At 67.1% G+C, this 25877-nt stretch carries 21 protein-coding genes; 11 read left to right on the forward strand and 10 right to left on the reverse strand.

Annotation, left to right across the window (positions count from 1 at the left end):
* Positions 1–401 precede the first annotated feature (401 nt).
* From dnaA to OC159_RS12520, 6 genes are all read left to right on the forward strand, one after another.
* A complete protein-coding gene (gene dnaA, locus OC159_RS12495; RefSeq protein ID WP_265501526.1) occupies positions 402–1763 on the forward strand; it encodes a chromosomal replication initiator protein DnaA in 1362 nt (453 codons plus the stop codon).
* Between the two features lie 88 nt (positions 1764–1851).
* Entirely contained in the window at positions 1852–2970 is a 1119-nt protein-coding gene (gene dnaN, locus OC159_RS12500; RefSeq protein WP_265501505.1) for a DNA polymerase III subunit beta, read from the forward strand.
* Positions 2967–4040, forward strand: coding sequence for a DNA replication/repair protein RecF (recF, locus tag OC159_RS12505; protein ID WP_265501506.1), 1074 nt, complete (start codon positions 2967–2969; stop codon positions 4038–4040). The genes dnaN and recF overlap by 4 nt, the downstream gene beginning before the upstream one ends.
* Positions 4037–4675, forward strand: a complete 639-nt coding sequence (locus OC159_RS12510; protein ID WP_265501507.1) for a LysE family translocator — start codon at positions 4037–4039, stop codon at positions 4673–4675. Before recF ends, OC159_RS12510 begins: the two co-directional genes overlap by 4 nt.
* Before the next feature lie 105 nt (positions 4676–4780).
* A complete protein-coding gene (gyrB, locus tag OC159_RS12515) occupies positions 4781–7216 on the forward strand; it encodes a DNA topoisomerase (ATP-hydrolyzing) subunit B (protein WP_265501508.1) in 2436 nt (811 codons plus the stop codon).
* 166 nt (positions 7217–7382) lie between these two features.
* Positions 7383–8129, forward strand: a complete 747-nt coding sequence (locus tag OC159_RS12520; protein ID WP_265501509.1) for an outer membrane protein — start codon at positions 7383–7385, stop codon at positions 8127–8129.
* 16 nt (positions 8130–8145) lie between these two features.
* On the opposite strand, the gene pdeM is transcribed toward OC159_RS12520, so the two are convergent.
* The 7 genes from pdeM to OC159_RS12555 all read right to left on the reverse strand — a co-directional run bounded on the left by pdeM (position 8146) and on the right by OC159_RS12555 (position 16792).
* Positions 8146–8838, reverse strand: a complete 693-nt coding sequence (pdeM, locus tag OC159_RS12525; RefSeq protein ID WP_265501510.1) for a ligase-associated DNA damage response endonuclease PdeM — start codon at positions 8836–8838, stop codon at positions 8146–8148.
* A complete protein-coding gene (locus OC159_RS12530; protein ID WP_265501511.1) occupies positions 8835–11213 on the reverse strand; it encodes a ligase-associated DNA damage response DEXH box helicase in 2379 nt (792 codons plus the stop codon). The genes pdeM and OC159_RS12530 overlap by 4 nt, the downstream gene beginning before the upstream one ends.
* Positions 11210–12760, reverse strand: coding sequence for a cisplatin damage response ATP-dependent DNA ligase (locus tag OC159_RS12535; protein ID WP_265501512.1), 1551 nt, complete (start codon positions 12758–12760; stop codon positions 11210–11212). The genes OC159_RS12530 and OC159_RS12535 overlap by 4 nt, the downstream gene beginning before the upstream one ends.
* Positions 12757–13749 carry a ligase-associated DNA damage response exonuclease gene (locus OC159_RS12540; protein ID WP_265501513.1) on the reverse strand — a complete coding sequence of 331 codons (993 nt, stop codon included), beginning with the start codon at positions 13747–13749 and terminating at the stop codon, positions 12757–12759. The genes OC159_RS12535 and OC159_RS12540 overlap by 4 nt, the downstream gene beginning before the upstream one ends.
* A gap of 97 nt (positions 13750–13846) precedes the next feature.
* Complete coding sequence (locus OC159_RS12545; protein WP_265501514.1) at positions 13847–14740, reverse strand: DMT family transporter; 894 nt, start codon at positions 14738–14740, stop codon at positions 13847–13849.
* Positions 14741–14863: 123 nt separating this feature from the next.
* Positions 14864–15163 carry an HU family DNA-binding protein gene (locus OC159_RS12550; RefSeq protein WP_265501527.1) on the reverse strand — a complete coding sequence of 100 codons (300 nt, stop codon included), beginning with the start codon at positions 15161–15163 and terminating at the stop codon, positions 14864–14866.
* A 147-nt stretch (positions 15164–15310) separates the two neighbouring features.
* Positions 15311–16792 carry an AMP nucleosidase gene (locus OC159_RS12555; protein WP_265501515.1) on the reverse strand — a complete coding sequence of 494 codons (1482 nt, stop codon included), beginning with the start codon at positions 16790–16792 and terminating at the stop codon, positions 15311–15313.
* Positions 16793–16886: 94 nt separating this feature from the next.
* Here OC159_RS12555 and OC159_RS12560 point away from each other — a divergent pair, with 94 nt between their 5' ends.
* Complete coding sequence (locus tag OC159_RS12560; protein WP_265501516.1) at positions 16887–17774, forward strand: SDR family oxidoreductase; 888 nt, start codon at positions 16887–16889, stop codon at positions 17772–17774.
* Between the two features lie 7 nt (positions 17775–17781).
* The gene (locus tag OC159_RS12565; RefSeq protein WP_265501517.1) at positions 17782–19005 is read left to right on the forward strand and encodes an FAD-dependent monooxygenase; all 1224 of its coding nucleotides are present in this window, start codon (positions 17782–17784) and stop codon (positions 19003–19005) included.
* 306 nt (positions 19006–19311) lie between these two features.
* On the opposite strand, the gene OC159_RS12570 is transcribed toward OC159_RS12565, so the two are convergent.
* Together OC159_RS12570 and OC159_RS12575 are read right to left on the reverse strand one after the other, a co-directional pair.
* Entirely contained in the window at positions 19312–20733 is a 1422-nt protein-coding gene (locus OC159_RS12570) for a UdgX family uracil-DNA binding protein (protein WP_265501518.1), read from the reverse strand.
* Positions 20733–21965, reverse strand: coding sequence for a putative DNA modification/repair radical SAM protein (locus OC159_RS12575; protein ID WP_265501519.1), 1233 nt, complete (start codon positions 21963–21965; stop codon positions 20733–20735). Before OC159_RS12575 ends, OC159_RS12570 begins: the two co-directional genes overlap by 1 nt.
* 151 nt (positions 21966–22116) lie before the next feature.
* On the opposite strand from OC159_RS12575, the gene OC159_RS12580 reads away from it, so the two are divergent.
* The 3 genes from OC159_RS12580 (at position 22117) to OC159_RS12590 (ending at position 24766) form a co-directional block, all read left to right on the forward strand.
* Positions 22117–22707: a LolA family protein gene (locus OC159_RS12580; protein ID WP_265501520.1), complete on the forward strand. Its 591-nt coding sequence runs from the start codon at positions 22117–22119 to the stop codon at positions 22705–22707.
* A gap of 87 nt (positions 22708–22794) precedes the next feature.
* Positions 22795–24039, forward strand: coding sequence for an MFS transporter (locus OC159_RS12585; RefSeq protein ID WP_265501521.1), 1245 nt, complete (start codon positions 22795–22797; stop codon positions 24037–24039).
* Positions 24040–24082: 43 nt separating this feature from the next.
* On the forward strand, positions 24083–24766 hold the full coding sequence (locus OC159_RS12590) for a 5'-nucleotidase, lipoprotein e(P4) family (RefSeq protein ID WP_265501522.1): 684 nt from the start codon (positions 24083–24085) through the stop codon (positions 24764–24766).
* On the opposite strand, the gene OC159_RS12595 is transcribed toward OC159_RS12590, so the two are convergent.
* Positions 24751–25659: an ornithine cyclodeaminase family protein gene (locus OC159_RS12595; RefSeq protein ID WP_265501523.1), complete on the reverse strand. Its 909-nt coding sequence runs from the start codon at positions 25657–25659 to the stop codon at positions 24751–24753. The genes OC159_RS12590 and OC159_RS12595 overlap by 16 nt on opposite strands.
* Positions 25660–25877 lie beyond the last annotated feature (218 nt).

Here is a 25877-nt window from a genome sequence, read left to right on the forward strand (position 1 = left end):
TCAGCGCCTTGGCATTTTTGATAATCGAGTCAAAGACATCGCAGATTCGATTCCGACAAGTTGCTGTCAAGCGCATAGTTCGGTTGCGGGGATCGCGCTGCTGGGGCTAGTTTGCTTCTTGCGATTCACGTCGCTTGGGGGACGGGTCGGACCTCGTGAACAAGCCTTCGGGTCAGTCATGAAACGGCCAGGCGAGTATCTTCGCCTTCGGGTTCAATAGTGCCGACTGCCATTGGCATGCCTTGGATCTGTGTCTGTGATTGGAAACGGGCTGACGCCCCTCATGCGGCCATTCCGGCCGCTGGGTGGCGCTGTTTCTGTCGCCAAGCCCCCAGGCCGCGCGAATCCTGGCCCGTCGGATCAACCGGCGGGGGGTGGGGACAGGCACGGGAAACAGGATGATGATGGACAGGATCTGGGGTCAGGCATGCGCCGAGCTGGAAAAAAGCGTCGGGCCGAACAACTACAACCACTGGATCAAGCCCCTGCGCCTGGCGTCCATCGATGACGGGGCCGCGCATTTCGTCAGCCCGACCCGTTTCATCTCGGACTGGGTGAACCGGCATTTCGCCAAGGACATCATGGCGGTCCTGACCCGCTCTGGCGCCACCGTCGAAAGGCTGCGCTTCGACGTCGGCAGCCAGGCGGCCCGTCCCGCCGCGCAGGCCGCCGCCCCCGCCAGCCACGCGGCCGAAACGCCAACCACACGCGCCCCCCGGGCCGACCTGGGCGCGCCGCTGGACCCGCGCTACACGTTCAACAATTTCGTCGTCGGCAAGCCGAACGAGCTGGCCCACGCCGCCGCCCGCCGTGTGGCCGAGGGCGGTCCGGTGGGCTTCAACCCGCTGTTCCTCTATGGCGGCGTGGGCCTCGGCAAGACGCACCTGATGCACGCCATCGCGCATGACTTTCAGGCGCGCCACCCGGCGGCGCAGGTGCTGTACCTGTCGGCCGAGCAGTTCATGTACCGCTTTGTCCAGGCGCTGCGGGAAAGCACCATCATGGACTTCAAGGGCATGTTCCGGAACGTGAACATGCTGATGGTCGACGATGTGCAGTTCATCGCCGGCAAGGACAGCACCCAAGAGGAATTTTTTCATACGTTCAACGCTCTGGTCGACCAGGGCAAGCAGATCGTGATTTCCGCAGACCGCGCGCCCGCCGAGATCAAGGGCCTCGAGGAACGCATCAAGTCGCGGCTGTCCTGCGGCCTGATCGTCGACCTGCACCCGACCACCTACGAGCTGCGCCTGGGCATCCTGCAGTCCAAGACCGAGGTCTTCCGCGCCCAGCAGCCCGACCTGGAGATCGGCGCGGGGGTGCTGGAGTTCCTGGCCCACCGCATCACCACCAACGTCCGCGTGCTGGAAGGCGCGCTGCAGCGGCTGTTTGCACATGCCAGCCTGCTGCGCCGCGAGATCACGCTGGAGGTCGCGCAGGAATGCCTGGCCGACATCCTGCGCACCAACGACCGCAAGATCAACATCGACGACATCCAGCGCAAGGTGGCCGAGCACTACAACATCCGCCTGGCCGACATGATGGGCCCGAAGCGCGCCCGCAACGTCGCCCGGCCCCGCCAGATCGCCATGTATCTGTCGAAACAGCTGACCAGCCGGTCCCTGCCCGAGATCGGCCGCCGCTTCGGCGGGCGCGACCACACCACGATCATGCACGGCGTGCGCAAGATCGAGGAGTTGCTGGTCGAGGACAGCAGCATGGTCGAGGATATCGCCGTCCTGAAGCGGATGCTCGAAGCCTGAAAAACGAAAATCTTGTGACCGCCCGCCGGCGCGGTTACACATCAGGTCCGACGAACGGGCCGAAGCGCCTATGGGACAGGGGAAGCTGATGAAATTCTCGATCGAGCGCGCCGTTCTGGTGAAGGCCGTGTCGCAGGCCCAGTCGGTCGTGGAACGCCGCAACACCATCCCGATCCTGGCGAACGTCCTGATCGAGGCGACGCCCGACGGCGTCAGCTTCCGCGCCACCGACCTGGATACCGAGGTCGTGGACAGCGCCGCCGCCCAGGTCGAGCGGCCGGGTTCGACCACCGTCAGCGCCGTCATGCTGAACGAGATCGCGCGCAAGCTGCCCGACGGCGCGCTGGTGCAGATCGCCAGCGACGACGCGGCGGGCCGGCTGTCGGTCCAGGCCGGGCGGTCGTCCTTCAGCCTGGCGACCCTGCCGCGGGCCGATTTCCCGGTCATGGCCACCAGCGAATACAGCGCGAACTTCCGCGCGCCCGCGGGCGTGCTGCGACGGCTGTTCGACAAGTCCAAGTTCGCGATCTCGACCGAGGAGACCCGGTACTACCTGAACGGCGTCTACATGCACGTCGCCAAGTCCGAGGACGGCCCGATGCTGCGCTGCGTGGCCACCGACGGCCACCGCCTGGCGCGCATCGACGCGCCGCTGCCGGTCGGCGCCGACGAGATGCCGGGCGTGATCGTCCCCCGCAAGACGGTCGGAGAGCTGCGCAAGCTGCTGGACGACGACGAGGCCGAAATCGCCGTGTCGGTCAGCGAGACCAAGGTGCGCTTCGCCACCCCGACGATCACGCTGACCTCAAAGGTGATCGACGGGACCTTCCCCGACTACAGCCGGGTGATCCCGCAGGGCAACAGCCGCAAGCTGGAGGTGGACGCCACCGACTTCGCCCGTGCCGTCGACCGCGTCGCCACCGTCAGCAGCGAACGCTCGCGCGCGGTCAAGCTGTCGCTGGACCAGGACCGGCTGATCCTGTCGGTGAACGCCCCCGATGCCGGCGCGGCCGAGGAAGAACTGATCGTCGCTTATGCAGACGAGCCGCTGGAGATCGGCTTCAACGCGAAATACCTGCAGGAAATCGCCAGCCAGGTGGACCGCGACAATGCGGTCTTCATGTTCAACGGGTCGGGCGATGCGGCGCTGATCCGCGAAGGCAGCGACCAGACGGCGGTCTATGTCGTCATGCCGATGCGCGTGTGACACTGAACTCGCTGCGGCTGTCGCAGTTCCGGTCCTGGCCCCGGCTGGAGCTTGGGCTGGACAAGCAGCCGCTGGCGATCTTCGGGCCGAACGGGTCGGGAAAGACGAACATCCTCGAGGCGATGTCTATGCTGGCGCCGGGGCGCGGTCTTCGCGGCGCCGCGGCCGCCGAACAGGCGCGCCAGGGCCCTGACGCGGGCTGGCGCATCCGCGCGGCCCTTGGCGATCATGCGGTCGACACTGCCGCGGCGCCCGGAGAGACCCGCAGCGTGACGATCGACGACAAGACGGTGCCGCAGACGCAGCTGGGCCGGTTGGTGCGCGTCATCTGGCTGGTCCCGGCGATGGACCGGCTGTGGTCGGACGCACCCGAGGGGCGCCGCCGGTTCCTGGATCGCGTGACCCTGTCGCTGATGCCCGATCATGCCGACCTTGCGCTGGCCTATGAAAAGGCGATGCGCGAACGCAACCGGCTGCTGCGCGACCAGGTCCAGGACGCGGGCTGGTATCGCGCGCTCGAAGGGCAGATGGCCGAATCCGGCAGCGCCCTGACCCGCAACCGGCAGGACGCGCTGGCGACCATCATGGCCGCACAGGACGGCGGCGACTTTCCGGCGGCGCAGCTGACCCTTCTGCCAGGCGAAGGCGCGGCCGACGACGCTGACGCCGACAGCATCGCCGCGCGCCTTGCCGCAATGCGGCCGCGCGACGTGGCGGCGGGGCGCACGCTGTCCGGTCCCCACCGCGCCGATCTGGGCGCGTCCTGGGGGCCGCAGGACATGCCCGCCGCCCTCTCCTCGACCGGAGAGCAAAAGGCGCTGCTGCTGTCGCTGATCCTGGCCAATGCGCGGGCGCTGTCGGACCAGCCCGTGCTGCTGCTGCTGGACGAGGTCGCGGCGCACCTCGATGCCGACCGGCGCGCCGCGCTCTATGACCGGATCATCGCCCTGCCCGCCCAGAGCCTGCTGTCCGGCACCGGACCCGAACTGTTTGACGCCTTCGGCCCCCGCGCCCGCCGCCTGTCGGTTACCAAGACCGACGGCCGCTCGGCCGCCGTGGAGGTCGCATGACGTTCACGGCGCAATCCTTCTGGCTTTATGCCGGCGCGCTTGGCGCGATCTGGCTGACGCCCGGCCCCGTCTGGGTGGCCATCATGGCACGAGGGTTGTCGTCTGGCTGGGCCGGGGTCTGGCCGCTGGCGCTTGGCGTGGCCGTTGGCGACCTGGTCTGGCCCTTGGTCGCCATCTTCGGGCTGACGCTTCTGGTCGGCGAACAGGCCCTTCTGTCGGCGCTGCGCTGGACCGCGGTCGCGGTGTTCCTGGGGATGGGGCTCGCGCTGCTGCGCCACGCAGGCCGACCCGTCCAGGGCGACAGCCGCCTGACGCGCAGCGGGGGCTGGGCTGGTTTTTCGGCCGGGCTTCTGGCGATCACCGGCAACCCCAAGGCCGCGCTATTCTACGTTTCGGTGCTGCCGGGCTTCTTCCCCATCGCCCGCCTGACGGGCGGCGATGTTGCGCTGATCGCGCTGATGTCGGCCACGATCCCGCTGGGGCTGAACCTGGTCATGGGCGCCGCCATCGCGGCCGCGCGAACCCGGCTGGCGACGCCCCAAGGGATGCGGTGGATGAACAGGATCTCGGGCTGGCTGCTGGTCCTGGTGGGACTGGCGCTGGCGGCGGGGCAGCTTTGGTCCGGCCGGGGCTGACAGTTTGCAGAAAACCCGCCGAAAGGGCTGAAAAACCCAGCCAAAGCCGTGACTTTGCCGGTCCGAAGGCCTATATCGGGACAGTATGAACAGGAACCCCGACGCATGACCGACACCGCCCAGCAGCCCGCCGAATACGGCGCCTCTTCCATCAAGGTTCTCAAGGGCTTGGAGGCAGTGCGCAAACGGCCCGGCATGTATATCGGCGACACCGACGACGGGTCGGGCCTGCACCACATGGTCTACGAGGTCGTCGACAACGGCATCGACGAGGCGCTGGCCGGCCACGCCGACTTCGTCCAGGTCAAGATCCACGCGGACAGCAGCGTCAGCGTTCGCGACAACGGCCGCGGTATCCCGGTCGACATGCACGCATCCGAAGGTGTCAGCGCGGCAGAGGTCATCATGACCCAGCTGCATGCGGGTGGGAAGTTCGACCAGAACAGCTACAAGGTCTCTGGCGGCCTTCACGGCGTGGGCGTGTCGGTGGTGAACGCGCTCTCCGACTGGCTGGAGCTGCGGATCTGGCGCAATGGCAAGGAACATTTCGTCCGCTTCGAACATGGTGACACGGTCGAACATCTGCGCGTGGTGGGCGACGCTCCCGGCCAGAAGGGGACCGAGGTGCGGTTCATGGCTTCGGCCAAGACCAACCACCCCGAAGGGACGTTCTCGAACCTCGATTACAGCTTCAAGACGCTGGAAAATCGCCTGCGCGAGCTGGCCTTCCTGAACAGCGGCGTGCGCATCATCCTCGAGGATGAGCGGCATGCCGAGGTCCAGAAGACCGAGCTCTTCTACGACGGCGGCGTGCGGGAATTCGTGAAGTACCTCGACCGGTCGAAGACCGCCGTGATGCCGGAACCGATCTTCATGACCGGCGAGAAGAACGGCATCGGGGTCGAGGTCGCGATGTGGTGGAACGACAGCTACCACGAGACGGTGCTGCCCTTCACCAACAACATCCCGCAGCGCGACGGCGGCACGCACATGGCGGGCTTCCGCGGTGCCCTGACCCGGGTGATCGGGAAATACGCCCAGGACAGCGGCATCGCCAAGAAGGAGAAGGTCGACTTCACCGGAGACGACGCGCGCGAGGGCCTGACCTGCGTACTGTCGGTAAAGGTGCCCGATCCAAAATTCTCGAGCCAGACCAAGGACAAGCTTGTGTCATCCGAGGTGCGCCCTGCGGTCGAGAGCCTGGTGAACGAAAAGCTGTCCGAGTGGTTCGAGGAAAACCCGACCGAGGCCCGCCAGATTGTCGGCAAGATCATCGAGGCCGCCTTGGCGCGCGAGGCCGCGCGCAAGGCACGCGAACTGACGCGGCGCAAGACGGCAATGGACGTGGCTTCGCTGCCCGGCAAGCTGGCGGACTGTCAGGAGAAGGACCCGGCGCTGTCGGAACTGTTCATCGTCGAGGGAGACTCGGCCGGCGGGTCGGCCAAGCAAGGCCGGTCGCGCCAGAACCAGGCGGTGCTGCCGCTTCGGGGCAAGATCCTGAACGTGGAACGCGCCCGCTTCGACCGGATGCTGTCCAGCGACCAGATCGGCACGCTGATCACCGCCCTCGGCACCGGAATCGGGCGCGACGAGTTCAGCCTCAAGAAGCTGCGCTACCACAAGATCGTCATCATGACAGATGCCGATGTGGACGGCGCGCATATCCGGACGCTTCTGCTGACTTTCTTCTTCCGGCAGATGCCGGAGCTGATCGAGGCCGGGCATCTTTATATCGCACAACCGCCGCTCTACAAGGTCGGGCGCGGCCGGTCCGAGGTTTATCTGAAGAACGAGGCCGCGCTGGAGGATTACCTGATCCACCAGGGTGCCGAAGGCGCCACCCTCCGCCTGGCATCGGGCGAGGAGATTACCGGCAACGACCTGGCCCGCGTGATCGAAGACGCCCGGCAGGCCCGCCGCTATCTGCGCGCCTACCCGACGCATTACCCGCCACACATCACCGAACAGGCAGCCATTGCCGGTGCACTGGTGGTCGGGCGGATCGACCAGGATGCAAAGGGCGTGGCCGCCGACATCGCCGCACGCCTGGACCTGATCGCCGAAGAATACGAGCGCGGCTGGCAGGGCCGTCCGACCCAGGATGCCGGTATCCGCCTGTCGCGCACGCTGCGCGGCGTCGAGGAGAATCGCACCCTGGACGGTCAGATGCTGCGGAGCGCCGAAAGCCGCCGGTTGGGTGAGATGACGCAGGCACTGCAGGACATCTATGGCAAGCCCGCGCGGCTGATCCGCAAGGATCGCGACCAGCCGATCTTCGGCCCGCTGGGGCTTCTGCAGGCCGTGTTCCTCGAGGGCGAGAAGGGCCTGTCGTTGCAGCGCTACAAGGGTCTGGGCGAGATGAATCCCGAGCAGTTGTGGGAAACGACGCTCGATCCGGTCGCGCGCACGATGCTGCAGGTGCGGATCGAAGACGTGGCCGAAGCCGAGGACCTGTTCACAAAGCTGATGGGCGACGTGGTCGAACCGCGGCGGGAATTCATCCAGCAGAACGCGCTGAACGTCGAGAATCTTGATACCTGATAGTACATCCTTAGGTTGTTGCACAAAGACCACGGCCGGCCGTTCAGCGGCCGGATCGCCTCATCCAATGTGCCGTTCCATTTGATTCCCAAGGCTCGATCTGCCTTACTTGCGCAGAGTATTGATATATCCGGTCGCCCTCCGGCCGCATTTGCAGGACACCATCATGCACTCGAACCGACTCGCACTCGCCGCGTCCGCGTCCGTCTTCATCGGCATTCAGGCTGCGCTTGCTGGCGAACCCGTCGTCGCGCCGGTGGTCGAGGTGACCCCGGTCGAGGTGGCACCCGTTTCGGTCAGCACCTGGGCAGGCGGTTATGTCGGCGGGTCGCTTGGCTACTCCTTCAGCGGCGATGACGAGATTGGCCTGGAGCTGCTCTCGGACGGAAGCACGGTCGGCCGCGCGAACGACCTTGGCGAGGCTGACATCAAGGGGGTCACAGGCGGCCTGCATGCTGGCTATCGCTGGCAGCGCAACAAGTGGGTCTTCGGCCCCGAACTTGGCATCGAAGGCGGCAGTGTCGACGGCAGCGATGCAGTGTCGGCATTCGGCTCCGAGGGCACGCTGGAAAGCGACGTCAAGTACGTCGCGACCTTGGTCATGAAGACCGGCTACGAGGTCTCGCCCGGCACGCTCGTCTATGGCACCGCGGGCATCGCGCATGGCAAATTCGACTATACCGGCACCCTGAACGATGATTCGCAGACGGTCGAATACTCGAACACCGGTTATGCCTTGGGACTGGGCGTCGAACGCCGGATGTCCGATCGGATGTCCATTTTCGCCGAGTACCAGTACCGCGACTTCGGCGAGAAGACGGTCGAATTCGACATCGGCGACGACACTGCAGTCGCGACCCGCCCGACACCCACCCACAGCAACGTCAAGGTCGGCCTGAACTTCCGGTTCTGATTAGCGGCTTGATGCATCAGAAGGGCCGGCGAAACCCGCCTGCCCTTTTGCGTGGCCGCACCCGCGCCCCATCGACCGGAAACGCGATCGGGCGCGCGCCGCAGGCAATGGCGGTGCCTTGCGGCACCAGTCGCGCAAGTGCTGCGTCCGTCACAGGCAAACCACCCGTATAGGTTCCGAACGCCGGCAGGATCAGGTGGTCCCGACCGACCAGGAAGCAGCGCATCCGCTGGCCAGCCAGCGTGACGCAAGGGTGGTAGTGGCCCGAGACGTCAGGGCCCTGCCCGGCCTGGTGCCGCAGGATCAAGCCGTCGTGCAGCGCATCGACCGACTGTCCCGGCATGCGCGGACAGATGCCGCCGGGATCGTGGTTGCCGCTGATCCAGATCCAGCGGCGCCCGGCAGCCATGGCCCGCAGACGCCGGCAGATCGCATCGGGCAAGCTGCGCCCGGCTGCATCGTCGTCGAACCCGTCGCCAAGGCTGACCACTGTATCGGGCTCGGTCGCGTCGATCTCGGCCTCCAGCCTGTCCAGCGTCGCCTCGGTCTCGTAGGGGGGCAGCAGCGCGCCGCCGCGGCGTGCCATCCGCTCGGATTTACCCAGGTGCAGGTCGGACACGATCAGCCAGCGCCGCGCCGGCCAGACCAGCGCGCCAGAGGTTCGCGCCAGCAGATGCTGGCCGTCGAAGTCGAAGGGATGGGCCGTCACGTCGTCAATCCTGCCTCTGCCATCAGGGCCGCCGCCTCGGCCTCGGCCATGCGCTCGCGGCCCTGGCCCGCGATGGGCACGCGGCCCATCTCCAGCAGCAGCGGTGCGGCCAGTGGCGGGACGCGGTCCAGGACTCGGTGGTCGAATCGGTCGGTGCGGGCCAGCATTTCCTCGATCCGGTCGAAATCCACAAGGCCCCGCCGGGCCTCGTCGGCGGTGATGCGCAGCATCAGGTGATCGGGGTCGTACCTGCGCAGCGTGTCATAGAGGATGTCGCTGGAAAACGTCGCCTGCCGCCCGGACTTGCGCTGCCCCGGCAGGTTGCGCTGGATCAGCCCGGCGATGGTCGCCACGTTGCGAAAGCTGCGCTTCATGACGGCGTTGCTGCCCAGCCAGTCGCCCAGGCCTTCGCGCAGCCCGTCGCGGTCCAGCAGGGGCGCGGGGTCCGTCACCGGGTCCAGCGACCAGATCAGCAGCGCGTAATCGGTCGACAGGAAGCCCAGGGGGCCCAGCCCCGCGACCTCCATCGTGCGGGTCATCAAGAGGCCGAGCGTCTGCAATGCGTTGCGGCCCGCAAATCCATACATCGCGAAGTGCCACCGCCCCTGATGCGGGAAGCTTTCGCTGACCAGCACGCCCGGACGTGGCAGCCCGCTGACGCGGGCCTGCAGCGCCAGCCACTCTTGCGTGTCCGGTGGCAGGATGACATGCGCTGCCGGATCGCCGATCAGCGCCTGCACCCGGTGCGACAGCTGGGTCGACGTGGCAAGCTTCAGCCCGGAATAGACCGCGATCCGCGGCTCTTTCGCGGGTTGCTTCGTCACTTCGACCACCATCTCGCGCAGCGCGTCGTAACGTACGGTCTGGCCGCCGATCAGGAAGGTGTCGCCCGGCACCAGGGTCGAGGCGAAGCTTTCCTCGACCTCACCCAGAAGGCTGCCGCCACGGCCACGAAAGCGGACCTTCAGCATTTCGGCCTCGACGATCGTGCCGATGTTCATGCGCAGGTCGCGGGCCGCGCGCGGGTCGCGCAGGCGCACCAGCCCATCGCGCAGCATCAGCCGCTGCCAGCGGTCATAGGCCCGCAGCGCATAGCCGCCGGTGGCCGCGAAATCCACGCAGGCGTCGAAATCCGCGCGCGACAGCTCGCGATAGGGACCGGCCTCGCGCACCTCCGCGAACAGCGCGTCGGCGTCGAAGGGTCCTGCGCAGGCGGTCAGCAGGATGTGCTGGCAAAGGACATCCAGCGGCCCCTGCCCCCGGTCGTCGCCGTCCAGGTCGCGTTCACGCACCGCCTGCAATGCGGCGACGCATTCGATCACCTCGAACCGGTTGGCCGGCACGATCCGCGCCCTGGACGGCGCGTTGTAGCGGTGATTGGCTCGGCCGATGCGCTGGACCAGCCGCTTGACGTTCTTGGGCGCGCCGACCTGGATCACCAGGTCGACGGCGCCCCAGTCGATGCCCAGGTCCAGGCTGCCCGTGGCCACCACGGCGCGCAATTCGCCCGCCGCCATGGCGGCCTCGACCCGCTGGCGCGCTTCTCGGGACAGGCTGCCGTGGTGCAGGCCGATGGGCAGGTTGGCATCATTTGCGGCCCATATGGCTTGGAAGAACAGCTCGGCCTGGGCGCGGGTGTTGATGAAGATGATGGTAGTGTTGGCCCGCGCGACCTCGGCCAGGACGTCGGGCACGGCATAGTGGCCACCGCCTCCGGCCCATGGCGCGGGACGCGTGGTGGGCAGCATGGCGATGTCTGGATCGGGGCCGGGATCGGCATGGATCACCCGCGCCCCGCCCATAAAGCGAGCCAGCCTCGCAGGGTCCTCGACGGTGGCCGACAGGCCGGTCGCGATCATGCCGGGGGCCAGCGCCTTCAGCCGCGCCAGGCACAGCATCAACTGGTCGCCGCGCTTGTTTTCGGCCAGGGCGTGCAGCTCGTCCAGGACTACGCGGCGCACGGACCCGAAGATCGCCGGCGCCTGTTCATAGGACAGCATCAGCGCCAGCGATTCGGGCGTGGTCAGCAGGATGTCCGGCGGATCGACGCGCTGTCGCGCCCGCTGACCGGACCGGGTGTCGCCGGTCCGATCCTCGATGCGGATCTTCAGGCCCAGATCCGCCACCGGACGCGACAGATTGCGCGCGATATCCGCCGTCAGCGCCTTCAGGGGCGAGACATAGAGTGTGTGCAGACCCCCAGGAGGGTCGCGCAGCTCGACCAGGCTGGGCAGGAACCCGGCCAGCGTCTTGCCGCCGCCGGTGGGCGCGATCAGCAGGCTGTCGCCGCGGGCGTTCAGCAGGTCGATCTGGTGGGGATGCGGCTGCCAGCCCTGCGTGGCGAACCATTCCTGAAACTCCTTGGGAAGGTTCACGGGATCATGTCTTTCAGCGTCTCCAGCCGGTCGGCCTCGTCCACGGGCTTGTCCCAGCGGATGCGGCTGATGCGCGGAAAGCGCATCGCAACCCCTGACTTGTGGCGGGGCGAAGCATTCAGCCCTTCGAACGCAACCTCCAGCACCAGCTTGGGCGCAACGGCGCGCACGGGACCAAAGCGTTCTGTGGTGTTGTTCCTGACAAAGCGGTCCAGTTCGCGCAGCTCTTCGTCGGTAAAGCCGAAATAGGCCTTGCCGACCGGGACCAGCTGCGGGCCGTCCCACAGGCCGAAGGTGAAGTCGCTATAGAACCCCGACCGCTTTCCGTGGCCCCGCTGCGCATAGAGCATCACAGCGTCCACCACCATCGGGTCGCGCTTCCACTTGAACCACGGGCCGCGCGGCCGGCCGCCGACATAGGTGCTGTCGCGCCGCTTGATCATCACGCCCTCGATGACGATGCTTGGCGGGTCGGCGCGCAGGGCGGCCAGGTCGTCCCATGTCTCGAACGGCAACAGCGGCGACAGGTCGATCCGGTCGCTGCCGAAATCTGCGGTCTCCAGGATGGCGCGGCGATCCTCGTGCGGCAGGTCGCGCAGGTCGCGCCCCTGCCAGATCATCACGTCATAGACCCGAAGGCCAGCCGGATGGCTGTCCAGCATCGCGCGCCCGACGACCTTGCGGCCAAGGCGCTTCTGCAGGTCGCCAAAGGGCGCAACCTCCGGCCCGCGTCTGACCAGCAGTTCTCCGTCCAGGGCGCCGTCGAAGTTCAACGCGTCCAGAAGATCCGGGAAGGCCTTGCCGATATCCTCTCCGGTCCGGGAATAGAGCCTGCGCGTGCCCCCGTCGTTGATCGCCTGGACGCGGATGCCGTCCCACTTCCATTCGGCGGTATAGTCTGCCGGATCTAAGGCCCGCAGCTGGTCCAGATCGACCGGCGTGGACAGCATGACCGGCCGGAAGGGCGCACGGGCCGCGTGTTCGGGCTGCGTGCCGCCCGCAATCCAGTCGAACAGCGGCTGATAAGGCGGCGTCAGGCCGTGCCAGATCTCCTCGATGTCCTTGACCTCGGGCGCGCCCATCTCGGCCAGGGCGATCCGGGCCATGCGTGCCGACAGGCCGACGCGCATGTTGCCCGTGGCCAGCTTCAGGAACGCCAGCCGCTGCGACGGCCCCAGCCGATCCAGCATCGCGGCGATGGCCGCAGGCAGTCCCGACCTGCCGGTGTCCGACAGCAGCGCCACCGCCTGGTGCAGCGGCACGTCCTGGTCCTCGTCGGTCTCCCACAACAGCGCGATTGTCTCGGCGAGGTCGCCGACAAAGTCATAGGACAGGGCGAACAGCTGGCCGTCCACGCGCTCCTCGATCAGCCCGCGCAGCAGGCTGGGCGTCACGGCGCGCAGCTTCAGGTCCCCCGTCAGCGCCGCCAGGGCATAGCCGCGGTCGGGGTCCGGCGTCTGCTCCAGGTAGTGCCGCAGCAGGCGCAGCTTGGCATTGCGCGCGGCGGTGAAGGCCAGACGCTCCAGAAGATACGCAAAAGCCTTCATTCCGGCTCTTCCTCATAGCCGACAAGGCGCAGGGGTCGGGCGGCAAAGCCCTCGATCTCGCACCAGCGCATCAGCCCGTCCTCGGTGCCGTGGGTGATCCAGATTTCCTCGGGGGCCAGTTCCCGGATCGTCTGAGTGACCTGCGGCCAGTCGACATGGTCGCTGATGACCAGCGGCAGTTCCACCCCGCGCTGCCGGGCGCGGGCGCGCACCGCCATCCAGCCCGAGGCGAAGCCGATCACCGGGTCCTGGAAGCGCTGCACCCAGGCGCTTGCGAAGGCCGACGGCGGCGCGATGATCAACTGCGCATCCACCTGCTTGGCCGTGGCCGGCACCAAGGGCCCCAGGTCTATGCCTTGTTCCACGTGAAAATCGCACAGCCGCTGCAGCGCGCCGTGGATCGCGATGGGGCCGTCGATCCCGGCCTGCCGCGCCAGTGCGATGACCCGCTGCGCCTTGCCCAGGGCATAGGCGCCGATCAGGTGCGGGCGTCCGGGAAATTCCGCCATGCTCGCGATCAGGCGGGTCATTTCGGCCACCGGGTCGGGGTGGCGAAAGACCGGCAGGCCGAAGGTCGCCTCGGTCACGAAGACGTCGCAGGGCACCGGCTCGTAAGAGGCGCAGACCGGGTTCGGCGCCCGGCAGTAGTCGCCCGACACGACGATCTTCGGCCCCTTGTCGGGCTGGATCGCGATCTGGGCCGAGCCGAGGATATGCCCCGCAGGGTGAAAGCTGACCTCGACCTCGCCGACCCGGGTGACGCCGTCTGCGGCTTGGCGCGTTTCAGTGAAATCCTCGCCATAGCGGATCGCCATGATGTCCAGCGTCTGCTGCGTGGCCATGACTGCGCCGTGGCCTGCCCGCGCGTGATCGCCGTGCCCATGCGTGATCAGCGCGCGGGGAACCGGGCGGATGGGGTCGATGAAGAAGTCGCCGGGCGGACAGTAAAGCCCGGCCTCGGTCGGGTGCAGGATCTGGTCGGCGCGCATGGAACCAAGATGGCGAACATTTCGTGAAAATCAACGACGACAAGGCGTCGCAAATCATCTCTGTTCGGCCAACGCGGCAGGACCTGCACCGGATCCGTCAACTGGGGGGCGGGCGTTTGACCGGCAATGGCGCCTTGGACAGCTGCACGGCCAGGATGCCGACCATGATGATCGCAACGCCGATGACGTCGCCCGCACCCAGATCCTCGCCCAACAGCATGGCGGCGATGGCGACGCCGAAGAACGGCGTCAGGAAGTGGAAGGTCGCCGCGCGGACCGCGCCGATGCGCCCGACCAGCAGGAACCAGACGAATGTCGCCAGCAGTCCCGGCACGATCACGGTATAGAGGAAGGCCCAGACCAGGCACGGCGTGTAGATGACGTCCCACGTCTCGAACCAGGGGGCGATAAGGCCAAGCGTCAGCGAGCCGACCAGCATCTGCAGGCCCACGACCATCATGACGTTGCCGCCGGAACTTGCGCCGCGCACCGTCAGTGTGGCGACGGCCAGCGCCAGTGCCGCGGCAAAGCACATGGCGATCCCGGTCAGGTCGCTGCCGCCCTGCAGGCGCGCGCCCATGATGATCCCGACGCCCAAAACGCCCAGGAACAGCCCGACGACGCCCATGCGGCGCAGCCGCTCGCCCATCAACGTCCAGCCCAGGAAGGCCACCATCAACGGCATGGTTGCCGCGATGATCGAGGCAAGCCCTGCCTCGATCCACTGCATCGCCATCCAGTTCAGCCCCAGGTAGAGAGCGTTCTGGCACAGCCCCAGCACCACGACCGCCCGCCACTGCCCGCGCGTCAGCCCCCGCCAGGTCTGCTTCATGGCCAGCGCGATCAGGACGCCGACAACGCCCGACAGCGCAAAGCGCAGCGCCAGCGACATCAGCGGCGGCGCCTCGGTCACGATCATCCGGGTCGAGGTGAAGGCCGAGGCCCACATCACCGCAAAGCCCAGCCCCATCAGGATCGCGCGAATGTCCATGTCGGGCCTTTCTTGCAGGTGGTGCAAGACGGCTAGCAGACCGTCACGACGGCGTGAAGCCGGAAAGCAAAAGGGCCGCGCCCGCAGGCACGACCCTTGTCGTTTCGCCACGAAGCGGCAGGATCAGCTGTTGACGCTGTCCTTCAGAGCCTTGGCAATGGTGACCTTGACCTGCTTGTCGGCGGCCTTCGTCATCATTTCCTGGGTCTGCGGGTTGCGGACCTGACGCTCGGGGCGGGCGCGGCAGGCGACCTTGCCGATGCCCGGCAGGGTGACGGCGCCGCCACCGGCGACTTCACGCGTGACGATCGCGGTGATCGCGTCCAGAGCCGCCGCGGCGGTTTTCTTGTCCGACCCCATTTCTTCGGCGAGAGTCGCCACCAGCTGGGTCTTGGTCATCGGTTTTGCAGCAGCCGTAGCCATGGTCTGTCTCCTCTTGCCCTGTTCCACCGGGCCCACAAATTGCGCCTTTTGCGGCATATCGCCTGCTACACACGGTTTTGCCGGGCAGATCAAGCCTTTTTCGGCTCAAGCGCGAAAACCTGCGTTTGCTGGGCTTTCAGCGCCGCATCACAGGAACGCCGTCTCGCTGAATGACCGCAACTTGCGCGAATGGATACGCTCCAGCGGCATGTCGCGCAGCTTCTCCATCGCGCGAATCCCAATCAGCAGGTGGTTGGCGACCTGGGTTCGATAGAAATCCGTGGCCATTCCCGGCAGCTTCAGTTCCCCGTGCAGGGGCTTGTCGCTGACGCACAGAAGCGTGCCATAGGGAACTCGGAAGCGGAAGCCGTTGGCGGCGATGGTCGCGCTTTCCATGTCCAGCGCCACGGCGCGCGACAGCGACAGGCGGTGGACGGGGCCGGACTGGTCGCGCAACTCCCAGTTGCGGTTGTCGATGGTGGCGACGGTGCCCGTGCGCATGATGCGCTTCAGCTCGTATCCGTCCAGCCGCGTGACCTCGGCCACGGCCTCTTGCAGGGCGACCTGCACCTCGGCCAGGGCCGGGATCGGCACCCATACCGGCAGGTCGTCGTCCAGCACGTGATCTTCGCGCAGATACGCATGGGCCAGGACGAAGTCGCCCAGCGACTGGCTGTTCCGCAGCCCCGCGCAATGGCCGACCATCAGCCAGACATGCGGGCGCAACACCGCGATATGGTCCGTCGCGGTCTTGGCGTTCGACGGCCCCACGCCGATATTGACCAGCGTGATCCCTTGCCCGTGTGCCCGCTTGAGGTGGTAGGCCGGCATCTGCGGCATCTTCGACAGCACCTCGACGGGTTCCTGCGGACCGCGAATGACCTGGTTCCCCGGTGCCACGAACTCGGTATAGCCCAGCCCCGGATCGGCCAGGACGCGACGCGCAAAGGCCTCGAACTCGTCGACATAGAACTGGTAGTTGGTGAACAGCACGAAGTTCTGGAAATGCTCGGCTGCGGTTGCGGTGTAATGGGCCAGCCGCGCCAGGGAATAGTCGATGCGCTGCGCGGTGAAGGCCGCCAGGTGCTGGCTGCCGTCCGGCATGGGACCGGCCACGCCGTTCACGATGTCGTCGTTCATGGTGTTCAGGTCGGGCACGTCGAAGACGTCGCGCAGGCTGAAATCCAGCACGCCTTCCTGCGGGACGGCCAGGTCGCTTTGCGCGGCCACGGCGAAATGCACGGGCATCGGCGTATCGCTGACGCCCACCGATACCGAAACCCCGTGGTTCCGCATCAGCAGGCCGACCTGCTCGATCAGGTAGCCCTCGAACAGGTCCGGCCGGGTGATCGTCGCAGCATAGATGCCCGGCGCCACAACATGGCCGAAGGACAGCCGGCTGTCGACCTTGCCATGCGTCGGGATCGCCAGCCGAAGATCGGGATAGAACGCCCGATAGCGCGCCGTCGGCGCCGACCCGTGCAGCACCCGCGTGAAATGCTCCAGCAGGAAGCCCGTGGCCTGATCGTAAAGCGCGCGCAGATGCGCAACAGCCTCGGTCGCGTCGAAGTATTCGCTGCGATCCGGGGCCTGGGGTGTCTCGATCGGCAAAAAGCGGCAATCCGTCATCTGGTCATGTCCTTCTGGTTGTCCGACCCTGCCAGCAGGTCGCAGCGCAGGCAAGCGTCTGGCGCCCGCCCGCGGCTGCCGTTACGGTAGCGACATGGAAATGCTTGTCTTCGGTCACGGCTATTCGGCCGGCTATCTGACGCCACTCCTGACGGCACGGGGCTGGCGCGTCACCGGCACCACGCGGGGCGACACCGACCGCGTGGCCGCGGCCGGGGCGCAACCGGTGCTGTGGCCCGGGTCCGAGGATGCGGTTCGCGCGGCCATCGGGCGGGCGGATGCCATGCTGATCTCGGCCGCGCCGACCGACGGGGGCGACCCGGTCCTGGCGGCGTTCCGCGACGACCTGGCCCGCGCCCGCCCACGCTGGATCGGCTACCTGTCCACGACCGGCGTCTATGGCGATCGCCAGGGCGGCTGGGTGGACGAGGACAGCGTGCTGGACGGCTCGGGGCCCCGCGGGCAGGCCCGCATCCGGGCCGAGGCCGCCTGGCAGGCGCTGGCTCGCGAGCAAGACCTGCCGCTGCACATCTTCCGGCTGGCCGGCATCTACGGCCCCGGCCGTGGCCCGTTCCAGAAGGTCCGCGACGGGACCGCCCGACGGATCATCAAGCCGGGCCAGGTGTTTTCGCGCATCCATGTCGAGGATATCGCCAAGGTTCTGCTGGCCTCGATCACCGCGCCAGCGCCCGGCGGCATCTACAACCTCTGCGACGACGATCCCGCCCCCCCGCAAGAGGTGATCGAACATGCCGCCCGCCTGCTGGGCCTGCCCGTCCCCCCCGCCATCCCGTTCGAGCAGGCGCAGATGTCGCCCATGGCGCGGTCCTTCTATGCCGACAGCAAGCGGGTGCGGAACGATCGGATCAAGCGCGACCTGGGCGTCAGCCTGCGCTATCCCGACTATCGCAGCGGATTGGCGGCCCTGCTGCAGGCCGAAGACCCTGCGTCGCATTGCCAACCGCGGCGTCCCGTGCATTGATCCGCCCATGAAACACGATTACGACGTCCTGATCGCGGGGGGCGGGCTGAACGGCCCGGCATTGGCACTGGCGTTGGCCGGGGCGGGGCTGTCGGTGGCGGTCGTCGATCCGCGCCCGCTGGCCGCCCGGTCGGGCGATGCTTTCGACGGGCGCGCCTATGCGCTGGCCGTGGCCTCGGTGCGGCTTCTGGGGGCGCTTGGGCTGTGGACGGACCTGGCCGGGCAAAGCCAGCCGATCCACCAGGTCAAGGCGTCGCAAGGGCAGCCCGGCGACGGCGCGGCGCCGTTCTTCCTGCATTTCGACAGCGCCGAGACCGAGGACGGCCCGGTCGGCCACATGCTGGAAGACCGGTTCCTCTATCGCGCTCTGCTGGCTGCGATGGAGGGGATGGTCACTCATCTTCCTGGCGTCGCCGTGACGGATCAGCAGGTCGGACCGGCCGGCGTGACCGTGACTCTGTCTGACGGCCGCATCGTCGCGGCGCGCCTTCTGGTCGGGGCCGACGGACGCGGGTCCGGCGTGGCGACGCGGGCCGCGATCCGGCGTCAGGGCTGGGACTATGGACAGACGGCTCTGGTTGCCGCCATCGATCACGATCTTCCCCATCACGGTATTGCGCATCAACATTTCATGTCGACCGGACCGCTTGCGATCCTGCCCTTGCCCGGCAACCGCAGCAGCGTCGTCTGGTCCGAGACCCACGCCAACGCGGCCGCCATCAAGGCGCTGGACGATGCAGACTTCCTGTCGGTCCTCCGGCCGCGTTTCGGCGATTTCCTGGGCGACATCTCACTGGCCGGGCCGCGCTTCAGCTATCCACTGAGCCTGTCGCTGGCCGAACGATACGCCGCGCCGCGGGTGGCGCTGGTGGGCGACGCCGCGCATGGCGTTCATCCGATCGCGGGCCAGGGCCTGAACCTGGGCCTGCGCGACGTGGCGGCGCTGGCCGAGACCTTGGTCGACGCCGCACGGCGGGGCGAGGATGTTGGCAGCGATCTGGTGCTGGAACGTTATCAAGGCTGGCGGCGCTTCGACGCCACCTCGCTTGCGCTGGGAATGGACGGCGTCAATTGGGTGTTTGGGACCAGCAACGGCCTTGTCTCTGCGGTGCGGGGTCTGGGCATGGGCCTGGTCAGCAGTATCCCTGGCCTGCGCCGGGGTTTCATGCGTCAAGCAGCGGGGCTGTCGGTCGAGCCTATGCCGCGACTGCTGAGGGGTCGGCCGCTCTGAAACAGTCGGCCTTGGCCTCCGGCCAAGCCGACGGTTGAAACGGCTGCCAGTGGATCGGCCCGTGGAAATCCATCGGAGATTTGCACGCTTCATCTTTAGACAGAATAGGGGCTCGACGGGCTGCCAGGACGGGCGCCGGGCCTTCGGCAGGCCGGTCACCGCTTTAGCTGTTGGCTGTCCCTGCGCATGTCAACTGCCATGCAATGGCATCCATTTAACCTAGAAGAGCATCGAGGGCCACAAGACCCGGGGTCTCGGTTCCCTGACGGCCTGCCAGTGAGGTTTCTGCCGTTCAACTGCTGCCGGTCACGCGACCATGTCCGCCGCCCGTGCCAGATCGCCGCGAAGTTCGGCGAGCGCCGCCGGGGCGCGATCGTCCGGCAGGCGCAGGATCAGGCTGGGGTGCCAAGTGATCAGCACCGGGGCGCCATCACGGGCAGGCTCGATCCCGCCGCGTCGGGGCGTCAGGGTGGCACGGTTACCCGTCAGGGCATAGGCAGCCGTGGCGCCCATGGCGACCGTCAAGCGGGGCGCCACGAACTTGCGTTCCAGGTCCAGCCACCAACGGCACCGGTCGACATGCGATCGGTCCGGCGTCTGGTGGATGCGCCGCTTGCCGCGCGGCGTGAAGCGGAAGTGCTTCACTGCGTTCGTCAGCCAGGCGCGGCCGGGGTCAAGCCCCACCTCGGCCATCGTCTGGCGCAGAAGCTGGCCTGCGGAACCGACAAAGGGCTTGCCGGCCAGGTCCTCCTGGTCGCCGGGAACCTCTCCCACGATCATCAGGCCGGAGCCGGGATCACCCTGGCCGAAGACGGTCTGTGTCGCCGCGTGGCACAGTTCGCACCGGGTGCAGCGCGCGGCTTGGGCTGCCGCCTGCTCCAAGCTGTCCGGCACCGCATCATCGGGCTGCAGACGTACGCGGGCGGTGACGCGGGGGGCGAAAGCCGGGGCCTCGGTCGCGCCGGCGTCGCGCATCGCCTGGACCCGGCGGGGGGCATCGGCCAGCATCTCGGGGATCAGGCGCGTTTCCGGCAGGTTCTTCCAGTACTTCACCGGCATCTCGGACCGCATGGCGTCGGTCTTGATGCGGGCGGGGTTAAAGATATTGGCGAAATAGGTCTGCCACAGGTCGTGACTGGCATCGTCGGGCAGGTCAGGGCGGACCCCCGGCGGATCATAGGCGATGTCGCCGCCGGTGAAGGTCGCGACTCCTTCCGGCGTGGCGATGGCCCAGTCCATATCGGCGAAGCGCTTGGCGAAAAAGGGCGCGGCGGCCTCAAGGACGGGATGTTCGGGTTCGAACCAGGCGCCGAAGCGACGGCGAGGACCTTCGGAGGGCAGTTCGTGGAATCGCACAAAGGCGTGCATCTTGTGGATGTCGCGGCGCACCGACTTGGCCATGCGGGTCAGTCGGTCCAGCATCGGGTCGGCGGGGTTCGCCAGGAACGTCCGATCCACCTGCGCCCGCATCAGCGCCCCGTAAAGCAGCGACCAACGTTCCGGGTCGGAATGGCTGGCGACCTGCCGCGCCAGTTGCAGGAAGTCCTTGGTGGCGGTCACCGGGTGATCGCCGGGCGGCGGCGCAGCCTCGGACCCAAACAGATCGGCGGGGGTGTCGGGATCGGCCCAGGCCACCCGTTCCGGTGGCATCCGGCTGCGCGCCAGGTCGCGGGCCGCATCGCGCCAGGCATCGAAACGGCCAAAGCGCGGCAGCGTGACGCGGATCATCAGAACAGGCTCAGCTGTTCGGGCGGCGGAGCAAAGCGCGCGCGCAGGCCGTCGCTGTCGGTCAAGCCGCCCGGCCGCCAGTCCGAGAGGGTCACGAAAGGCTGCGCCTTGGACATGATCGCCCCCATGCGCAGCAGGTCGGCATAGCGGACCGCGCCGCTGCGCCGCGCAGCCAGGATGCGGTCGACGGTCTTGGTTCCGAAGCCCGGAACGCGCAGCAGCATCTCCTTGGGCGCGCGGACCACATCCACGGGAAACTGCGCCCGGTTCGCCAGCGCCCAGGCCAGCTTGGGGTCGATCGCCAGGTCCAGATTGCCCGACGGATGCGCCGCACCGATCTCGTCCGCCTCGAAGCCATAGAAGCGCATCAGCCAGTCAGCCTGATAGAGCCGGTGTTCCCGCATCAGCGGCGGCTTGATCAGCGGCAGCGCGGCCGAACTGTCCGGGATGGGGCTGAAGGCCGAATAATACACCCGCTTCAGCCGGTACCCGGAATAAAGATTCGCCGAGGTCCGCAGGATGTCGCGATCAGTTGCCGCGTCGGCCCCCACGATCATCTGCGTGGATTGCCCGGCAGGGGCAAATCGCAAAGGGCGCTTGCCGGTATGGCTGCGCTCCTTCGCGGCTTCTCGGTTCAGGCGCACGTCGGCCATGGCGGCACGTATCGTTTCGGGGCGCTTTTCGGGGGCCAGGTGGCGCAGGCTGGCGTCCTGCGGCAGTTCGATGTTCACCGACAGGCGGTCGGCGTACAGGCCGGCCTCGGCCACCAGATCGGGGGCGGCGTCGGGGATCGTCTTCAGGTGAACATAGCCCTTGAAGCCGTGATCCACCCGCAGCATCCGCGCAATGCGGACCATGTCGCCCATCGTCTGGTCCGGGCTGCGGATGATGCCCGACGATAGAAACAGCCCCTCGATCATGTTGCGGCGATAGAATTCCAGCGTCAGCTTGACGACTTCTTCGGGCGAGAAGCGCGCGCGTTCGACGTTGCTGCTGACCCGGTTGATGCAGTAGGCGCAGTCATAGATGCAGAAGTTCGTCATCAAGATCTTCAGCAGGCTGATGCAACGCCCGTCGGGTGTATAGGCGTGGCAGATGCCGCTGCCGCCCGCCGACCCGATCCCGCCGCTGCGCGAATCGCGCCGGTCGGTCCCGCTGGAGGCGCAGGAAGCGTCGTATTTCGCCGCGTCCGACAGGATCGCCAGCTTCTGCTGAAGGGTGCGCTGTGCCATGGATGAAAGATATGTTCCTGCTGTGTTCCGAACAAGTGCGACATTCTGAAACAAACGGACCGGAACCGTCACGGGCGCGCGATCGTTCCCCGCCGCATCCATCCGGCAGACGTGATGTGCAAGTTGACGGCCAAAGGATAAGATCGATCCCATGAACATACGCTCACTCGCCCTTGCGCCCGCCCTGGTCCTTGCCCTCGCCTTTCCGGCGCTGGCAGAGCGGATCTCGCTCAACGAGATCTCGCGCTATATCAACAGCCTGACGACCGTCACGTCGGAATTCACGCAAGTGAACCCCGATGGCACCGTGTCCACCGGCACCGTCTATATCCAGCGCCCCGGACGGGTGCGCTTCGAATACAACAACGACCCGACGCTGGTGCTGGCTTCGGGCGGCAACGTGGCGATCTTCGATGCCAAGTCGAACGGCGGCCCGCAGCAGTACCCGCTGTCGGAAACGCCGCTGTCGATCATCCTGGACGCGAACGTGAACCTGGGCCGCCAAGGCATGGTGGTCGGCCATACCGAGCAGGACAATGCAACGGTTGTCACCGCCCAGGACCCGCAGCGGCCCCAGAACGGCAACATCCAGATGGTCTTCACCAGCCCGACCGAGCTGCGCCAGTGGGTCGTCACCGACGACAGCGGCCAGAAGACCACGGTGATCCTGGGCGAGATGCGCAAGGGCGGCTCGATCCCCGCCTCTCGCTTCTCGATCCAGAACGAGCTGAACCGCCGCTGAGGCGCGATTGCGTCCATACAATTGCGTGATTGACGTTGTCCCCTGCCGGGGGCAACGCTGAGGGCCTGATCTTCCCAAGGCCCTGACATGACCCAAGCCCGCATCTTCACGCCGGTCCTGATCGGCGGTTCGCTGATCCTGCTGATCAACTTCGCGCTGCGCGCCAGCTTCGGCGTGTTCCAGATTCCCGTGGCCGCCGATTTCGGCTGGCCGCGTGCCGAGTTCAGCCTGGCCATCGCCATCCAGAACCTGGCCTGGGGCATCGGGCAGCCCATCTTCGGCGCACTGGCGGAACGCTGGGGCGACCGGTGGGCGATCATCCTGGGCGCGATCCTCTACAGCCTCGGGCTGATCCTTACGGCCTTCGCGACCACGCCGGCCGGGGTGCAACTGCTGGAGATCATCGTCGGCTTCGGTATCGCGGGGACCGGGTTCGGCGTCATCCTGGCGGTCGTCGGCCGCGCCGCCAGCGACGAGAATCGCAGCCTGGCTCTTGGCATCGCGACCGCCGCCGGATCGGCGGGGCAGGTCTTCGGCGCGCCCTTGGCCGAGATCCTGCTGGGCTTCTACCACTGGCAGTCGGTCTTCGTGATCTTCAGCGTGATCGTCCTGGCCACGCTGCTGTTCCTGCCGATGCTGGGAGACGGCAAGCCCGCCACCCGGTCCGAGCTGGAGGACAGCATGGGCACGGTCCTGAAGCGCGCCTTCCGCGACCCGTCCTACCTGATGATCTTCGCAGGCTTCTTTTCCTGCGGCTATCAGCTTGGCTTCATCACCGCCCATTTCCCGGCCATGATCACCGAGATGTGCGGCCCCATCGATCCCGCCGGCATGCTGGCCGGACTGGGCATCACCACGACCTCGGCCCTTGGGGCAATCGCAATTTCGCTGATCGGGCTGGCCAATATCGGCGGCGCCATTCTGGCCGGATACCTGGGCAAGCGGTACACCAAGAAATACCTTCTGGCGGGCATCTACACGCTGCGCACGATCGCTGCGGCCGCCTTCATCCTGACGCCGATGACACCGGGGACGGTCATCGTCTTCTCGCTGGTCATGGGCGGGCTGTGGCTGGCGACGGTGCCGCTGACCTCGGGGCTGGTCGCCTATATCTATGGCTTGCGCTACATGGCGACGCTTTACGGTTTCGTCTTCCTGTCGCACCAGATCGGGTCCTTCATGGGCGTCTGGCTGGGCGGCTGGCTCTATGACATCTCGGGCGATTACCTGCTGGTCTGGTGGATCGGCGTGGGTGTCGGCGCCTTCAGCGCGCTGATCCACCTGCCCGTGCGCGAGGCACCGGTGCGGATGCCGGTCCCGGCGGCCGTTTGACCTTCCCTCGCGGCCACCTTAGCCTGCCCGCGAAGGAGCGCCCATGACCGACCGCACGCCCCACGACCACGCCATCGCCGTCCGGTACCAGCAGGCCTCGGCCGAGGTGAAGGCGCTGCAGCGGCAATGCTATGCGCTGGCGACCCTGCGCCTGCGCGAGGCGGTTGACCAGGCCGGCGGTGGCGCGGGACTGGCCGTGGTCAGCGACATCGACGAGACGATCCTGGACAACAGCGCCGTCATGGCGATGGCCATGCACCACGAAGGGGCCTTCCACAGCGCCGATGCCTGGAAGCTGTGGGAACGTGAGGGCGATCCCCACCTGATCCCGGGCGCGGCAGATTTCCTGGCGCTGGCCGACAGCCTCGGCGTCACGATATTCTACGTCTCGGACCGGTTCGACGAGAACAAGCTGGCGACCATTGCCACGCTGTCGCGGCTTGGCCTGCCGCAGGTGCGGGCGGAACAGGTGCTGCTGTTTGGCCCGCCCAAGGCCGAACGCCGCGCAGCCGTGGAACGCGACCACCGCGTGATCCTGCACCTGGGCGACACGCTGCACGATTTCGACGGATGTTTCGCAGGCGTGACGCTGGCCGACCAGCACCGCCTGACCAGCGAGAACGCCCATCGCTTCGGGTTGGACTGGATTGTCTTCCCGAACGCCGCCCACGGCACCTGGATGGAGGCGGACTTGCGTCCCTGGACTGCCCCCTACCCCGCCACCTGAAGGATGTGGCGCGCGGTCATCAGGTCAAGATGCGCGCCGCCGCCGTTCTTGGCGATGGTGATCGCCTGGTCGTCGGGCCGCGCATAGGCGCCAGAGGGCAGGTCATAGAAATCGGCGCGGATGTCGCTTTCGCGGATCGTGCCGTTGTCCAGCGGGATCTGGATCTCGCCGATATGGCCGATGGTCGTCTGGCGGCTGTCCACGAACAGGGCGGCGCGGGAAATCGCCTCGTCATCGACTTCTCGCATGTCGGGGCGATAGGCTCCGATCAGGTCCAGATGCGTGCCGGGTGAAAGCCAGGCGCCGCGGATCACCGGTTCGCGGGCCATCGTGGCGGTCGCGATGATCTCGGCCTGGCGCACGGCAGGCTCCAGGTCCTGAACGGCCTCGGCGCCCATTCGAGCCGCGAGGTCGCGCGCGGCATCCGGGCTGCGGTTCCAGATCGTCACCTGCGCATCGGGGATCAGCGCGCGATAGACCTCGATCATGCTGGCCGCCACCTTGCCGGCACCGACGATCAGCACCCGCCGCGCGTCCTTGCGCGCCAGGTGCCGGGCTGCCAGCAGGCTGTCGCCGGCGGTCTTCCAGCGGGTCACAAGGTGGAAATCGACAATCGCCTCCAGCTGTCCCGTCCGGTCGTCAAGCAGGTTGACGACGCCGTTTATCAACTCCTCTCCGCGCGCCGGGTTGCCGGGAAAGACCGAGGCCGCCTTGACCGCCAGCCCCAGCCCCTCGATCCAGGCCGACCGCGTCAGCAACGTGTCGTTGCCGCGATAAAGGAACGTATCCGCCACCGTCGCCCGCGGCAGCGCATGCCCCGCCGCCAGCGCATCGCTCAGCGCGATCCAGTCAAGCCTGCATTCGGCCTCGGGCCCGATCATCCTGGGGGTCATGTGAATCCTTGTGCCGGCGTGTTTGCCTGCCCGACTGTAGAGCCGCAGCCCGAACCGGCAAGCCCGGTTCGTCGATCCACGCAATCGGGACGGGCGGGAACTCGGCTCTTTCGCCTTTTGTCGTCCCCGCTTAGAACGCGCGGGAACGATAGGCAAACGGGTGATGGGGGTCTGGGATGTCCGAGAGGGCTTTGGCGGTTGTTGTTCTTGCGGCGGGC

This window comes from Paracoccus beibuensis, assembly GCF_026162625.1.
In the GTDB taxonomy this organism is placed as follows: Bacteria; Pseudomonadota; Alphaproteobacteria; order Rhodobacterales; family Rhodobacteraceae; genus Paracoccus; species Paracoccus beibuensis.

What these genes read in the sequence shown, in the direction of transcription:
- OC159_RS12560 (WP_265501516.1), top strand. Translation starts at nt 16,887, where the DNA reads ATGGAAATGCTTGTCTTCGGTCACGGCTATTCGGCCGGCTATCTGACG.
- OC159_RS12580 (WP_265501520.1), top strand. Translation starts at nt 22,117, where the DNA reads ATGAACATACGCTCACTCGCCCTTGCGCCCGCCCTGGTCCTTGCCCTC.
- OC159_RS12570 (WP_265501518.1), bottom strand. Translation starts at nt 20,733, where the DNA reads ATGATCCGCGTCACGCTGCCGCGCTTTGGCCGTTTCGATGCCTGGCGC.
- OC159_RS12545 (WP_265501514.1), bottom strand. Translation starts at nt 14,740, where the DNA reads ATGGACATTCGCGCGATCCTGATGGGGCTGGGCTTTGCGGTGATGTGG.
- OC159_RS12575 (WP_265501519.1), bottom strand. Translation starts at nt 21,965, where the DNA reads ATGGCACAGCGCACCCTTCAGCAGAAGCTGGCGATCCTGTCGGACGCG.
- OC159_RS12590 (WP_265501522.1), top strand. Translation starts at nt 24,083, where the DNA reads ATGACCGACCGCACGCCCCACGACCACGCCATCGCCGTCCGGTACCAG.
- OC159_RS12550 (WP_265501527.1), bottom strand. Translation starts at nt 15,163, where the DNA reads ATGGCTACGGCTGCTGCAAAACCGATGACCAAGACCCAGCTGGTGGCG.
- OC159_RS12520 (WP_265501509.1), top strand. Translation starts at nt 7,383, where the DNA reads ATGCACTCGAACCGACTCGCACTCGCCGCGTCCGCGTCCGTCTTCATC.
- OC159_RS12565 (WP_265501517.1), top strand. Translation starts at nt 17,782, where the DNA reads ATGAAACACGATTACGACGTCCTGATCGCGGGGGGCGGGCTGAACGGC.
- OC159_RS12555 (WP_265501515.1), bottom strand. Translation starts at nt 16,792, where the DNA reads ATGACGGATTGCCGCTTTTTGCCGATCGAGACACCCCAGGCCCCGGAT.
- OC159_RS12595 (WP_265501523.1), bottom strand. Translation starts at nt 25,659, where the DNA reads ATGACCCCCAGGATGATCGGGCCCGAGGCCGAATGCAGGCTTGACTGG.
- dnaN (WP_265501505.1), top strand. Translation starts at nt 1,852, where the DNA reads ATGAAATTCTCGATCGAGCGCGCCGTTCTGGTGAAGGCCGTGTCGCAG.
- OC159_RS12585 (WP_265501521.1), top strand. Translation starts at nt 22,795, where the DNA reads ATGACCCAAGCCCGCATCTTCACGCCGGTCCTGATCGGCGGTTCGCTG.
- OC159_RS12540 (WP_265501513.1), bottom strand. Translation starts at nt 13,749, where the DNA reads ATGCGCGCCGACCAGATCCTGCACCCGACCGAGGCCGGGCTTTACTGT.
- OC159_RS12510 (WP_265501507.1), top strand. Translation starts at nt 4,037, where the DNA reads ATGACGTTCACGGCGCAATCCTTCTGGCTTTATGCCGGCGCGCTTGGC.
- OC159_RS12535 (WP_265501512.1), bottom strand. Translation starts at nt 12,760, where the DNA reads ATGAAGGCTTTTGCGTATCTTCTGGAGCGTCTGGCCTTCACCGCCGCG.
- gyrB (WP_265501508.1), top strand. Translation starts at nt 4,781, where the DNA reads ATGACCGACACCGCCCAGCAGCCCGCCGAATACGGCGCCTCTTCCATC.
- dnaA (WP_265501526.1), top strand. Translation starts at nt 402, where the DNA reads ATGATGGACAGGATCTGGGGTCAGGCATGCGCCGAGCTGGAAAAAAGC.